Below are 15,057 nucleotides of genomic sequence, written 5' to 3'. Positions count from 1 at the left end.
TAATTGGATACTTATTGATATGAGCGACAACAAATTAAGCACCAAAGAAATTTTGGCCTTGAAAGCCCAAGCACATCACCTCCACCCTGTCGTTATGGTTGGCCAACAAGGCTTGACCGACTCAGTCATCAAAGAAACCGATGCCGCATTGACAGCACATGAATTGATTAAAGTCCGTGTTTTTGGCGATGATCGCGCTGAACGTATTGAAATTTGCAATGCCCTGTGTGAAACACTGGGTGCTCAATTGGTGCAACATATTGGCAAATTACTTGTTTTGTGGCGTAAGAAACCGGACGACGAATAATTTAAACTGAATAAACAGCAGAAGTATTTTCTCGACCCACTTTAATCATATCCTTCTGTTGTATTTATGCAGTACGAAATGATTTATTCCATTATTCTAAGCATCAAAATACAAATACGGTTGTCTGTTTTTGTAAATAACCTCAAAATTACAAAATCATAACGGCCGCACTCTGTCGGCCGATTATTTTATTCTTAATCCTTCGCAAAATATAAAAGCAAACCGATGAATGCTCAACAATATGAAGAATCTTTTCTTCTAGCAGAAAAATTGATCACTCAAGACCCTCCTGACTTTGCACGAGCCATCCCATTGCTCTGCGAGGCAGCAGAAGCCGGGCATGTTGAGGCTGCATTTCAACTGGCAGGATACCTGATCGAACACCACGAAAATGCTCAAGATTTAGCAATTGCAGTTGAATATTTAAAGCAAGCTGCAAGAGCTGGTCATCCATACGCCCGCTATAATCTTCTCCAGTTACAAGAAAATAATGGAATAGAAATAGAAAAACTCATTGCAGCCTATCAAGAGCTTGCTGAAGAAGGATTAGCCCCAGCACAACTACGCCTCATGCGTTTATATGCAGATAATGGCAATGACCAAGAAGCAGTCAAATGGGCATTGAAAGCTGCCGAACAGCAAAATCCTCAGGCGCAATACTTCTTAGCCCAACATTACCAATATTCCAGCTCTTCTGATTTGGAATATTCCCATAAACTTTATCAGAAATCCGCTGCACAGGGATTTATTGCAGCACACTGGCAACTCGGTCTCCAATACAAATTGGGGCAAGGTGTCGCACAAAATCCTGAAAAAGCAATCGAACATTTACGTATTGCCGCCGATTACGACATTGTTCCAGCGCAAACTTCTCTTGCGGAACTCTTAGCCGCATCAAATCCTGCTGAAGCATTGGAATGGTTTGAAAAAGCTGCCGCACAAGGTGACAGCAACGCGCATGTAGCACTTGCCGAAATCTATCTGCTAGGCAAAAACACCGAACGAGACCCTCAGAAGGCCTATCAGCACGCTAAATTTGCTGCTGATCAAAATGATCCGGAAGGTTTGCGCCTTTTAGGTGATATCTATCGCTACGGATTGGGACGAGCAGTTGATGCTGACACCGCACGCCAATATTATCAACGCTCGGCTGATTTAGGTAATCTTGCCGCTTACCAAAAACTTCTGTCTGACAGCGCATTGAATAACCAGCAAAACTATGAGCTAACCAAAGAAATCGCCCTCCAACGTCAGGAAGCCGAGCGTCTGTACAAGCTGGCATTTGCAGCGCACTATGGCTTAAAACGCAAACAGAATTACGCTGAAGCACTGGAGTTATACCATCAGTCCGCAGAACGTGGACACAGTAAATCCCAAACCAATCTAGGTATGATGTATTACTGCGGACAAGGCGTACCTGTCGACTACGCCCAAGCTGCAAAATGGTTTGAAGCAGCGGCCAAACAAAGAGACACGATGGCTCAATATAATCTTGCCTGCCTGTATTATCACGGCATGGGTGTAAAAAAAGACATCAACAATGCTTGCTTCTGGTTGCAAGAAGCCATCCAACATGGACATGAACAGCAAGACGTTCTCAAAGAGCTTCTGACTCAATGGAAGCAATTCTCTCAAAAAGGCTCTACTGATAATTAGAGGCCGTCTGAAATTCTAACTTCCTACATAAATGACATGTCAGCGCTAAAGTAGCCTGTACATGTCATTTTTTTCATTTACCCTTCCTCAACAATCGCCATCTTCAAATCCCATTTCTCCTTAATCTCTTTAGAGTCTTCAGACGGCCTATTCTCTTTGTAAAAAACCAGATAATCTAAATTTAATTTTCTATTTACAACAAAATTTGAAAAATATTTTTCATATTCGAATAAACTTTCTCAAATATCTGATGCTTTTTTACTGTATCCACTCAATATCTCGATTTAAAAACAAGCTACATAACTCTTTTAAAAAAATCTTAATTTCAACCTCTAAATCCTATCAATATCTACAGCACAATTTGCCAGTTTGCCCAATTACTGATAGCATTTGCAGGTTAGCTGGTTTGTAAAAAGTTCAATTCTTTCTGATTTTTTATCAACGGTTATAACGTATTGAAAATATTTCAGTAATTAAAACTTTTTTCGAATTTGACTCTAGGAATTTTCGTTTTTAACTCACATTTGTTGATAAACGAAAATATCGGAGTAATACTCCGTCATTGAAAAACACTCAACACAAGGATAGATATTATGTCCACCCAATTACACGATGTTGACCCAATTGAAACCAAAGAATGGTTAGACGCGTTAAGCTCTGTTTTAGAATATGAAGGCAGCGAGCGCGCTCAGTATCTGCTGGAAAGTTTGGTCAAATACAGCCGTGACAAAGGCATCCGTATGCCTCACGGCACCACTACTCCATATTTGAACACCGTTTCCGTAGAAGACGAAAAAGGCATCCCCGGCGACCAAAACATCGAACACCGCATCCGTGCATTCGTTCGTTGGAACGCTGCCGCTATCGTTTTGCGCGCGGGTAAAAAAGATTTGGAATTGGGTGGACACATTGCATCTTTCCAATCAGCCGCCACTATGTACGAAGTCGGCTTCAATCACTTCTGGAAAGCTAAAGGCGAAGGCGAAGAAGGCGATTTGGTATTCTTCCAAGGCCACGTTGCCCCTGGCATCTACGCACGCGCGTTCGTTGAAGGCCGTCTGACTGAAGACCAGCTGAACAACTTCCGTCAAGAAGTTGACGGTAAAGGTCTGCCTTCTTACCCTCACCCTCACCTGTTGCCTGACTTCTGGCAATTCCCAACCGTATCTATGGGTCTTGGCCCATTGATGGCAATTTACCAAGCACGCTTCCTGAAATACTTGGAATCTCGCGGTCTGGCTAAAACCAAAGGCCGTAAAGTATGGGTATTCTGTGGCGACGGTGAAATGGACGAACCTGAAAGCCAAGGTGCTATTGCTCTGGCTTCACGCGAAGGCTTGGACAACTTGGTATTCGTCATCAACTGTAACCTGCAACGTTTGGACGGCCCAGTACGCGGTAACGGCAAAATCATTCAAGAACTGGAAGGCAACTTTGCCGGCGCAGGCTGGAATGTTGTGAAAGTCATTTGGGGTCGTCGCTGGGACCGCCTCTTGGCAAAAGACAAAGATGGCATCCTGCGCAAACGTATGGAAGAGTGCTTGGACGGTGACTACCAAACTTACAAATCCAAAGACGGTGCATACGTTCGCGAACACTTCTTCAATACACCTGAACTGAAAGCATTGGTCGCCGATATGACTGATGACGAAATTTGGGCATTGAACCGTGGTGGTCATGATCCTCAAAAAGTGTACAACGCTTACGACCGCGCAGTGAACCACGCCGACGGCAAACCTACTGTAATCTTGGCGAAAACCATTAAAGGTTACGGTATGGGTGCATCCGGTGAAGGTCAAAACGTTGCCCACCAAGCTAAAAAAATGGACAAAGCGTCTCTGAAACAATTCCGTGACCGCTTTGACATTCCTGTTACCGACGAGCAAATCGACAGCGGCGACCTGCCTTACCTGACTTTTGCTCCTGACAGCGAAGAATACAAATACCTGCATGCACGCCGTGAAGCTTTGGGTGGCTACCTGCCTCAACGCAAACCTACCCAAGAAGTTCTGGAAGTGCCTGAACTGTCTGCATTTGATGCTCAACTGAAATCCAGCGGTGACCGTGAATTCTCAACCACCATGGCTTTCGTCCGCATCCTGTCTACTTTGCTGAAAGACAAAAAAATTGGCAAACGCGTGGTGCCTATCGTTCCAGATGAAAGCCGTACGTTCGGTATGGAAGGCATGTTCCGTCAATACGGTATTTGGAACCCTAAAGGCCAACAATACACTCCTCAAGATAAAGACCAACTGATGTTCTATAAAGAGTCTGTTGACGGTCAAATCTTGCAAGAAGGTATTAACGAACCAGGTGCTATGGCTGACTGGATTGCTGCTGCGACCAGCTACGCAAACAACGACTTTGCCATGATTCCTTTCTACATCTACTACTCTATGTTCGGTTTCCAACGCGTTGGCGACTTGGCATGGGCAGCAGGCGATATGCATGCACGCGGTTTCCTGCTGGGTGGTACTGCCGGCCGTACAACACTGAATGGCGAAGGTCTGCAACACGAAGACGGCCACAGCCATGTTCAAGCAGATTTGATTCCAAACTGCGTTTCTTACGATCCGACATTCCAATACGAAGTAGCCGTTATCGTACACGATGGCTTGCGCCGCATGTATGTTAACCACGAAGACGTGTTCTACTACATCACCCTGATGAACGAGAACTACGCTCATCCGGATATGCCTGAAGGCGTGGAACAAGACATCCTGAAAGGTATGTACTTGCTGAAAGCCGGCGGCAAAGGCGACAAGAAAGTTCAACTGATGGGTTCCGGTACCATCCTGCAAGAAGTCATTGCCGGTGCTGAATTGTTGAAAGCCGACTTCGGCGTGGAAGCAGACATCTGGTCTTGCCCATCTTTCAACCTGTTGCATCGCGACGCTATCGAAGCAGAACGTTTCAACCGCCTGAATCCTTTGGAAACTGCAAAAGTACCGTTTGTTACTTCTCAACTGCAAGGTCATGACGGCCCAGTGATTGCCGCTACCGACTATATCCGTAGCTATGCTGACCGCATCCGTGCCTACATCCCTAACGACTACCACGTTTTAGGTACTGACGGCTTCGGTCGCTCAGACAGCCGTGCCAACCTGCGCAGCTTCTTTGAAGTTGACCGCTACAACGTTGCCGTTGCTGCATTGAGCGCATTGGCCGAGCAAGGCAAAGTCAGCAAAGAAACCGTTCAACAAGCCATTGAAAAATATGGTATCAAAGCCGATTCAGCCCCTAGCTGGAAACGCTAATTGATGTTTCAGACGGCCTGTTTGCTTCATTCAGACATCAGGCCGTCTGAAAACCGAATGCTTGAATGGTTTAAACAAACTGTACCGATGCCGTGTGAAACAGTTTTCAGACGGCATCAAACTGAAAACATTAAAGGAACTCAAATGAGTATCGTAGAAATCAAAGTCCCTGATATCGGCGGTCATGAAAACGTCGACATCATCGCCGTAGAAGTTAAAGTAGGCGACACTATTGCCGTTGACGACACCCTGATTACGTTGGAAACCGACAAAGCCACTATGGATGTACCTGCTGATGCAGCCGGCGTCGTGAAAGAAGTTAAAGTTAAAGTTGGCGATAAAATCTCTGAAGGCGGCGTTATTTTGACCGTTGAAACCGGTGCTGCCGCTGCTGATGCCGCTCCGGCCCCTGCGGCAGAAGCTCCTGCTGCTGCGCCTGCAGCCGCTCCTGCCGGAGGCGCTACTGTACAAGTTGTTGTACCTGATATCGGCGGCCACTCTGACGTAGACGTTATTGCCGTTGAAATTAAAGTGGGCGACACTGTTGCCGTTGACGACACCCTGATTACTTTGGAAACCGACAAAGCTACTATGGACGTACCATGTACCGAAGCCGGTGTGGTTAAAGCCGTATTCCTGAAAGTTGGCGACAAAGTATCCGAAGGCTCTGCCATTATCGAAGTAGAAACTGCCGGCTCTGCCGCAGCAGCCCCTGCTCCTGCCGCTCAAGCTGCCGCACCTGTACCAGCTTCCGCTCCGGCTCCTGCTGCACCAGCCGCTGCGCCTGCGCCAGCTGCACCTGCTCCTGCCAAAATCGACGAAGCTGCGTTTGCCAAAGCTCACGCAGGTCCTTCTGCACGTAAACTGGCGCGCGAATTGGGCGTAGATTTGGGCCAAGTAAAAGGTACCGGTCTGAAAGGCCGTATCATGGGCGAAGACGTTAAAGCCTTCGTTAAATCCGTTATGCAAAGCGGTGCAGGCAAACCTGCTGCTGCCTCTTTGGGCGGTGGTTTGGACTTGTTGCCATGGCCTAAAGTTGACTTCTCTAAATTCGGCAACATCGAAGTTAAAGAACTGTCTCGCATTAAGAAAATTTCCGGTCAAAACCTGTCTCGCAACTGGGTTGTGATTCCTCACGTTACCGTACACGAAGAAGCGGACATGACCGAATTGGAAGAATTCCGCAAACAGCTGAACAAAGAATGGGAACGCGAAGGCGTGAAATTGTCCCCATTGGCCTTCATCATTAAAGCCTCTGTTTCTGCGCTGAAAGCCTTCCCTGAATTCAATGCCTCTTTGGATGGCGACAACTTGGTGCTGAAAAACTACTTCAACATCGGTTTCGCAGCCGACACACCAAACGGCTTGGTTGTTCCAGTAATCAAAGACGTGGATCAAAAAGGCTTGAAACAAATCAGCCAAGAGCTGACCGAATTGTCTAAAAAAGCCCGCGAAGGCAAGCTCAAACCACAAGAAATGCAAGGCGCATGCTTTACCATTTCCAGCTTGGGCGGTATCGGCGGTACAGGCTTCACGCCAATCGTGAATGCTCCTGAAGTTGCCATCTTGGGCGTGTGCAAATCTCAAATCAAACCGGTTTGGAACGGCAAAGAATTCGCTCCTCGCCTGATGTGCCCATTGAGCCTGTCCTTCGACCACCGCGTCATCGACGGTGCCGCCGGTATGCGCTTTACCGTATTCCTGGCTAACCTGTTGAAAGACTTCCGCCGCATTACTCTGTAATACGAGCATTTTCAGACGGCCTTTTTACTCAGGCCGTCTGAAAAAAGAAGTCCAAACATCATTCAGAAAGATTAGACATGAGCTTAGTTGAATTAAAAGTGCCCGACATTGGCGGTCACGAAAACGTAGATATTATTGCGGTTGAAGTAAATGTAGGCGACACCATTGCTGTGGACGATACCCTGATTACTTTGGAAACCGATAAAGCGACTATGGACGTACCTGCCGAAGTTGCAGGTGTCGTTAAAGAAGTTAAAGTTAAAGTGGGTGACAAAATCTCCGAAGGCGGCTTGATTGCAGTCGTTGAAGCCGAAGGTGCGGCTGCCGCTCCTAAAGCCGAAGCACCAGCTGCTCCTGCACAAGAAGCCCCTCCTGCTCCTCAAGCTGCTCAATTTAGCGGTTCTGCCGATGCCGAATACGACGTAGTTGTATTGGGTGGCGGCCCTGGCGGTTATTCTGCTGCATTTGCCGCTGCTGACGAAGGCTTGAAAGTTGCCATCGTCGAGCGTTACAAAACTTTGGGCGGCGTTTGCTTGAACGTCGGCTGTATCCCTTCCAAAGCCCTGTTGCACAACGCTGCCGTTATCGATGAAGTACGTCACTTGGCTGCCAACGGTATCAAATACCCTGAGCCTGAACTCGATATCGACATGCTGCGCGGCTACAAAGACGGCGTGGTTTCCCGTCTGACCACCGGTTTAGCAGGTATGGCCAAAGGCCGTAAAGTAGACGTTATCCAAGGCGACGGCCAATTCTTAGATCCGCACCACTTGGAAGTGTCGCTGACTACCGGCGACGTGTACGAGCAAGCGACTCCTACCGGCGAGAAAAAAATCGTTGCCTTCAAAAACTGTATCATTGCAGCAGGTAGCCGCGTAACCAAACTGCCTTTCATTCCTGAAGATCCACGCATCATCGATTCCAGCGGTGCACTGGCTCTGAAAGAAGTACCGGGCAAACTGTTGATCATCGGCGGCGGTATTATCGGTCTCGAAATGGGTACGGTTTACAGCACTCTGGGTTCTCGCCTGGATGTTGTTGAAATGATGGACGGCCTGATGCAAGGCGCAGACCGCGACTTGGTTAAAGTATGGCAAAAACAAAACGAATACCGTTTTGACAACATCATGATCAACACCAAAACTGTTGCTGTTGAGCCTAAAGAAGACGGTGTTTACGTTACCTTCGAAGGTACAAATGCGCCTAAAGAGCCACAACGTTACGATGCCGTACTGGTAGCTGCCGGTCGTGCGCCTAACGGCAAACTGATCAGCGCTGAGAAAGCCGGTGTTGCCGTAACTGACCGCGGCTTTATCGAAGTGGACAAACAAATGCGCACCAACGTGCCGCACATCTACGCTATCGGCGATATCGTCGGTCAACCGATGTTGGCACACAAAGCCGTTCACGAAGGCCACGTTGCCGCTGAAAACTGTGCCGGCCACAAAGCCTACTTCGACGCGCGCGTTATTCCGGGCGTTGCCTACACTTCTCCTGAAGTGGCATGGGTTGGTGAAACCGAGTTGTCTGCCAAAGCCTCCGGCCGCAAAATCACCAAAGCCAACTTCCCATGGGCTGCTTCTGGCCGTGCAATTGCCAACGGTTGCGACAATGGTTTCACTAAGCTCATTTTTGATGCTGAAACCGGCCGCATCATCGGTGGCGGTATCGTTGGTCCTAACGGTGGCGATATGATTGGCGAAGTCTGCTTGGCGATTGAAATGGGCTGTGATGCAGCCGATATCGGTAAAACCATCCACCCACACCCAACCCTGGGCGAATCCATCGGTATGGCTGCGGAAGTGGCATTGGGCGTATGTACCGACCTGCCGGCTCAGAAAAAGAAATAAGTTCACTCAAATAAAATTTGAACGAACTTGATGGAACAAAGGCCGTCTGAATGTTTCAGACGGCCTTTTCGCAAATAAGGAGACTCAATATGAAAAAAATCGAAGCTATTATCAAACCTTTCAAACTCGACGATGTACGCGAAATCCTGACTGAAATCGGCATTACCGGCATGACTGTTAGCGAAGTGAAAGGCTTTGGCCGCCAAAAAGGCCATACGGAAATTTATCGCGGCGCAGAATACGCGGTTGATTTCCTGCCTAAAGTAAAAATCGAATTGGTATTGGCTGACGATAAAGTCGATCAAGCTGTTGATGCCATTTTAGAAACCGCACATTCCGGCAAAATCGGTGACGGTAAAATCTTTATTTATCCGGTTGAAGAAGCCATCCGTATCCGTACCGGTGAACGCTCGGAAGCAGCGCTTTAATAGAAATCGCAAAATACAGAATACAAATGCCGTCTGAAAAAAGTCATGACTTGTTTTAATCAAGACTTATTTCTCAGACGGCATTATTTTAATAACAACAACCATCCATTTTCTAAAGTCTATCCAAATAAACTGGTTACCGAAAACCTCACGCCATCAAGTATGGAGGAATTCAAGGCAATGCTTCCCTTGACCTTCATGAACGACTTTACCGTATCAAATAACTCTTTCCAAAAAATAAATTACCCAATCCCATACTTAAAAACCTCAACGCCCTACTTCTAAAATCAAATCCCCCATATTTTTCCCTATTCTTAATTGCCGCTTTACTTTTCAGACGACCCCTTTATCCAAACTCCGTTATAATGACGGCTTTAAAATTAATTTATCCAAAGACAGTCTTATCATGAAACACATCCACATTATCGGTATCGGCGGCACATTTATGGGCGGCGTAGCGGCTATTGCCAAAGAAGCAGGTTTTAAAGTCAGCGGTTGCGACGCCAAGATGTATCCGCCGATGAGTACCCAGCTTGAAGCCTTGGGCATTGACGTACACGAAGGCTTTGATGCTGCTCAATTAGACGAATTTAAAGCCGATATTTACGTTATCGGTAATGTTGCCAAACGCGGCATGGATGTGATTGAAGCCATTTTGAACAAAGGCCTGCCTTATACTTCCGGCCCACAATGGCTGGCTGAAAACGTATTGCACCGGCACTGGGTACTCGGCGTGGCAGGGACACACGGCAAAACGACCACAGCCTCCATGCTCGCATGGGTCTTGGAATATGCCGGACTCGCGCCGGGCTTCCTCATCGGCGGCGTACCGGAAAACTTCAGCGTTTCCGCCCGTCTGCCGCAAACGCCGCGCCAAGATCCGAACAGCAAATCTCCGTTTTTCGTTATCGAAGCCGACGAATACGATACCGCCTTTTTTGATAAACGCTCCAAATTCGTACACTACCGTCCGCGTACCGCCATTTTGAACAATCTGGAATTCGACCACGCCGACATTTTTGCCGATTTGGGCGCCATTCAAACCCAATTCCATCATTTGGTACGCACCGTGCCGTCTGAAGGCCTCATCGTCTGCAACGGCCAACAACAAAGCCTGCAAGATACTCTAGACAAAGGCTGCTGGACGCCCGTAGAAAAATTTGGTACCGAACAAGGCTGGCAGGTTGGTACCGTCCATGCCGACGGCTCGTTCGACGTACGCCATCACGGCGAAACAGTCGGACACGTCGCGTGGGAACTGATGGGCGAACACAACCGCATGAACGCACTCGCCGTTATCTCTGCCGCACGTCATGCCGGCGTCGATATTCAGACGGTCTGCGAAGCTTTGAGCGCGTTTAAAAACGTCAAACGCCGTATGGAAATCAAAGGTACGGTAAACGGCATCACTGTTTACGACGACTTTGCCCACCACCCGACCGCCATCGAAACCACCATCGAAGGCCTGCGCCAACGTGTCGGTAATGCCCGCATCCTCGCCGTCCTCGAGCCACGTTCTAACACTATGAAACTCGGCACCATGAAAGCCGCCCTGCCCGCAAGCTTAAACGATGCAAACCAAGTATTCTGCTACGCCGGCGGCGTGGACTGGGACGTCGCCGAAGCCCTCGCGCCTTTAGGTGACAAACTGCACGTAGGCAAAGACTTCGATGCCTTTGTTGCCGAAATCGTGAAAAATGCCGAAGCAGGCGATCATATTTTGGTCATGAGCAACGGCGGTTTCGGCGGAATACACGGAAAGCTGTTAGAAGCCTTGAAATAAGCCTTCTTCAATAGCCAAGGCCGTCTGAAAAGTTTTCAGACGGCCTTTTATCATGTGCCAATTTTAAATCTATATTTACGAAAAATGTTTTGGTAATACCCAAATAACACTCATCTATTATTTGCCCGTACATACTTGCTCAAGACCATTTTCCCATTATGCATTGCCAACCCACCCAAAAATCTGATAATAATGCAGACAACATCTAAGCCGTGCATATATCATGAAACACAAAATAGCCTTTAAGCCCATAGTTCTTAGTATTGCGCTTTCTATCCTTCTGATTACAACAGTTGTATTTTTTGCCCGCAATCACAATTCTATCCTAAGTATTAATACCGATTTCCTACAACAAGAAATTACCGAACCCGAAGAACCATCACCGCAAATCGTACAATCTGCGCGCAACCAAATTGGCAAAACCCTTCGTTACGACCCTGCTTACACCAAGCTCAAATATCCAATGGGCGATGTACCGATGGAAAAAGGCGTTTGCACAGATGTGGTCATCCGTGCATTGCGTGAGCAAAATATCGATTTACAAGAGCTTGTTCATCAAGATATGAGTCGGAATTTTTCCGTCTATCCGAAACGCTGGGGTTTGAAACAACCTGATACCAATATCGACCACCGCCGCGTCCCTAACCTAATGACTTATTTCACGCGTCAAGGCTGGGCCGTTCAAGATGCAGACTATCAAGCCGGAGATATCGTAACTTGGGAACTAAAAGGCAACCGTCCCCATATCGGCATTGTCTCTGACCGCAAAATCGGCGACAGACCCCTGATTATCCATAATATCGGTTCGGGAACCCGTGAAGACGATGTCCTCTATCGCTACACCATCACCGGACATTTCAGACTTCCCGTTCAATAAATCTTAGTGCTAAGTCCTAGATACCTAGTTTTGAATCTGAAAAGCCATAGAGCAATAAAAAAGGCCGTCTGAAAAGTTTTCAGACGGCATTTTTGTTGTGAAGTAATGAGATGGGGAAAAACCGATATTTCCGGCGAATCAGGTTTGGTTATAAACCAAGCCGGATTTGCCGTTTGCCTTTATTTGGATTTTTTGGGCGGCTTGGTGTTTTCGCTTTCTATTGCCTTTCGGTATAGGTCAAACAGGAAGGCGACGCGTTCTGCCTCATCATCGGTGTTTTTGCCTTTTTTGTAGCCGTAGGCTTTATCTACTGCTTTGTCGAGGGTGGCGTGTGCTTTGACGAGGTCGGGATAGCCTGCGTCGGGCGCATAAAGTTCGGCGAGCGTAGGGGGAGGCAGATCGTTAGCAAGCGCATCAGCGCGGTATTTCTCGCGAATGTCAAGGATGGCTTGGGCGGCAGCTTCGATGGCGGAACGGAGGGGATTGTTTTCAGACGGCCTTGGCGTTTTGCCTTTTTTGCCCGAGGTTTCCTGACAGGCAGTTTCGTCATCGTTGGATTTACGGCAGCTTTCTGGGAAGGGAAAGTTGTTGTACACAATGCCACCAGAGTATTGGAAATCACTTTTCAACCTACCAGTAACGGTACGCATAAAAGCATTGTGCATAGTAGAGTTGAGGATACCAAAATGATAAAGCGGCGTATCGCTTGCGAGCATATAAAGTTTGTTGCTGGCAATATTTTCAGAAGATAAGAAACCAATAGGAATAAAACGACGTGTTTCCGATGATACTTCGGGAATAGCAAGATAATTGCCGTCTGAAGGCTGACGGATTTCGTCGAAGAGCCACGGGGTAGCCGCTTTTTTTTGCGTGGCTGCTTTTCTGCTGGCTTCGCGCATGGCTTTGACCGCCTGAATACGGGCTTGGACTTTGGGCATCTGTTTCAGGTCGTGGTTGCGTTTGACGTCGGATACGCCGTGAAACCACAGGCACCAACGGGTTTTGCCGTTGATAAATTCCTCGGCGCCGATAAAGGGGCAGATGTATTGTTCCGCTAATGGTTCGGCGGCAATCAAAGCTTCTTTTTCATCAGTGGAAAGGATAAGGTTGCCACCGTCGGTCGGTTGATTGCCTTTGCACATTTCATTTTCCCTGCTGATTTGGGTTTTGCGCTTGGTAATAATCAAATCGGGCGCATCAATCAGATAAGGATTGATGTTGGCTACGGCGTTTTTTACGGGTTCGCCTTTGATGTCGGGATAGTCGTAGAGGTATTTGGGCAGAGCGGGATTTGCCGAAGCGTTTGCGCCGCCGTTTTCAGACGACGTTTGCGGTTTGCGGCTGAAGCCGACGATGATGCAATGGACGGCGGCTTTGCCTGCGGCTTGGCTCGTCCATTGGAAGGTACGGTGGGCAAAGTTGATTTCGATGCCTTGGTTCAAAAGGCTGCCCCAAAGGATTTCGACCTGCTGGCCTTGGCAGATGGAATTGGTGGAGACAAATGCCGTCTGAACTTGGGGATTCTGCGCCATGATGCCGGCGGCTTTGACATACCAGTTGCAGACGTAATCCAACAGCCCGTAGCCTTTGATATTGCCGCAGATGCTTTCGAGGTCGTTTTTCTGCTCTTTGGTTTGGTAGGTCGAGCCGATAAAGGGCGGATTGCCGAAGATGTAGTCCGCCGCCTGCCAAGGTGTGCGGAGGCTGTTGGCGTGGATGATTTCGGCGGCATCTTCGAGCGGCAGCGTATGGCAGGCGACTTCGCCGTCGAAGCGGATTTGCGTGCGGATGTTGCATTGGTGGTTTTTGAGCCACATGGCGGTACGGGCGATAAGGACGGCGAATTCGTCTATTTCGATGCCGTGGAATTGTTTCAGACGGCATTGGACGGACGGGCTGTCGAATAAGCCGCCTGCTTTGTCTTTGAGCGCTTCGGCGATGATGTCGTCTTCAAGGGCGCGGATGCGGTCGTAGGCGACGATAAGGAAGTTGCCGCAGCCGCAGGCCGGGTCGAGGAATTGCAGGTTTTGGATTTTTTGGTAGAAGGCGGCGAGTTTTTTGGATTTGTCGCGTTTGAGGGCTTTGACGGCTTCAAATTCGGCGCACAGGTTTTCTAAAAAGAGGCCGTTGATGACTTTGTCGATGTTTGCGGCTTCGGTGTAGTGTGCGCCCGCTTCGCGCCGCTCTTGCGCGTCCATGACGGATTGGAAGAGCGTGCCGAAGATTTCGGGACTGATGTTGCGCCAGTCGAAATTGCCGCAGTCGATTAAGGCGCGGTGCTGCTTGGCGGTGAAGTCGAAGGTGCGCAGGCGTTCTTTGAAAAGACCGCCGTTGACGTATTCGAAACCTTTAAATTTTTCGCTTTGGGTCTTGCTGCGCTTTTGGTCGGGTGTGTTGAGAAATTCAAAGAGTTGATTGAGCTTGTCGCCGAGCGTATCGGCCTCTTTGCAGCTTTCTAAAAAGTCTTGAAAGAGGTAGTTGCGCTGGAAAACAGCGCTGTCGTCGGCAAAAAAGAGGAAAAGCAGGCGCGTGATGAAGAGCCTGAGTTCGTGTTCTTCATAAATGCCTTCTTCCTGCAAGGCATCGTGTAGTCTGCCAATCGCCGTCGCCGCTTGAATGTTGGCTTCTTCTTGAATTTGGCGGACTTTGGCTTCGATGCCGAACATAAAGTCAAAAACGCCGCGCGTAATGTATTCGGGCAATTCTTCCAACGGGAATTGCCATTGGTTTTCCGCGCCTTCTTGAGGCTCGCGACGATAAAGGTGGAAATGGGCAAAATCGCTGACGGCGTAATATTCAGGTAAGGCAGACGGCTTGGTGCGCTCGATTTCCTGCAAATAACGCTCCGCCTGTTCTTTGGCTTTGGCTAGGTTTTTGTTGGCGGATTTGTGTTCTGCCAGGAAGATGCCTTCCCAAAAGACATCGACAAATTGGGTGTTGTTGCTCGGGTCTTTAACGGCATATTCGAAGTGGACGACGTTTTTGCGGTCAATGCCGAAAATCGCAAAAAATTCATTCCAAAAGGTGTCTTTTTCACGGCGTTCGTCGGTTTGGTTTTTATAGTGGTCGGCGAAATTTTGTGCGGCGCTTTGGAGTTGGAGCAGGGTTTTCATGACTTTATGGAATGAATGTATTGTGTAAATGGATGGGGCGTTA

The 15,057-nt window shown here is 48.1% G+C and carries 9 protein-coding genes; 8 read left to right on the top strand and 1 reads right to left on the bottom strand.

Going from position 1 to position 15,057, the window contains the following annotated elements; all coding sequences use genetic code 11:
* The first annotated feature begins 19 nt into the window (after positions 1-19).
* The 8 genes from yhbY (at position 20) to ACTHTU_RS00580 (ending at position 11,901) form a co-directional block, all read left to right on the top strand.
* Positions 20-307 (top strand): ribosome assembly RNA-binding protein YhbY, encoded by a 288-nt coding sequence (yhbY, locus tag ACTHTU_RS00615; RefSeq protein WP_039863504.1) that lies wholly within the window; start codon positions 20-22, stop codon positions 305-307.
* 225 nt (positions 308-532) lie between these two features.
* Positions 533-1,963, top strand: a complete 1,431-nt coding sequence (locus ACTHTU_RS00610; RefSeq protein WP_440361422.1) for a tetratricopeptide repeat protein — start codon at positions 533-535, stop codon at positions 1,961-1,963.
* Positions 1,964-2,556: 593 nt separating this feature from the next.
* Positions 2,557-5,220 carry a pyruvate dehydrogenase (acetyl-transferring), homodimeric type gene (aceE, locus tag ACTHTU_RS00605; RefSeq protein ID WP_440361421.1) on the top strand — a complete coding sequence of 888 codons (2,664 nt, stop codon included), beginning with the start codon at positions 2,557-2,559 and terminating at the stop codon, positions 5,218-5,220.
* A gap of 144 nt (positions 5,221-5,364) precedes the next feature.
* Positions 5,365-6,963 (top strand): dihydrolipoyllysine-residue acetyltransferase, encoded by a 1,599-nt coding sequence (gene aceF, locus ACTHTU_RS00600; RefSeq protein ID WP_440361420.1) that lies wholly within the window; start codon positions 5,365-5,367, stop codon positions 6,961-6,963.
* Positions 6,964-7,040: 77 nt separating this feature from the next.
* Positions 7,041-8,813 (top strand): dihydrolipoyl dehydrogenase, encoded by a 1,773-nt coding sequence (gene lpdA, locus ACTHTU_RS00595; RefSeq protein WP_440361419.1) that lies wholly within the window; start codon positions 7,041-7,043, stop codon positions 8,811-8,813.
* Between the two features lie 89 nt (positions 8,814-8,902).
* Entirely contained in the window at positions 8,903-9,241 is a 339-nt protein-coding gene (locus tag ACTHTU_RS00590; protein ID WP_003683576.1) for a P-II family nitrogen regulator, read from the top strand.
* A 406-nt stretch (positions 9,242-9,647) separates the two neighbouring features.
* Entirely contained in the window at positions 9,648-11,024 is a 1,377-nt protein-coding gene (gene mpl / locus ACTHTU_RS00585; protein ID WP_440361418.1) for a UDP-N-acetylmuramate:L-alanyl-gamma-D-glutamyl-meso-diaminopimelate ligase, read from the top strand.
* Between the two features lie 223 nt (positions 11,025-11,247).
* On the top strand, positions 11,248-11,901 hold the full coding sequence (locus ACTHTU_RS00580; RefSeq protein WP_254323677.1) for a DUF1287 domain-containing protein: 654 nt from the start codon (positions 11,248-11,250) through the stop codon (positions 11,899-11,901).
* A 179-nt stretch (positions 11,902-12,080) separates the two neighbouring features.
* On the opposite strand, the gene ACTHTU_RS00575 is transcribed toward ACTHTU_RS00580, so the two are convergent.
* Complete coding sequence (locus ACTHTU_RS00575; protein ID WP_440361417.1) at positions 12,081-15,014, bottom strand: class I SAM-dependent DNA methyltransferase; 2,934 nt, start codon at positions 15,012-15,014, stop codon at positions 12,081-12,083.
* Between the last annotated feature and the right edge of the window lie 43 nt (positions 15,015-15,057).

Source organism: Neisseria sp. P0020.S005 (genome assembly GCF_051957055.1).
In the GTDB taxonomy this organism is placed as follows: Bacteria; Pseudomonadota; Gammaproteobacteria; order Burkholderiales; family Neisseriaceae; genus Neisseria; species Neisseria subflava_A.
This window is presented reverse-complemented; position numbering and strand designations above follow the sequence as displayed.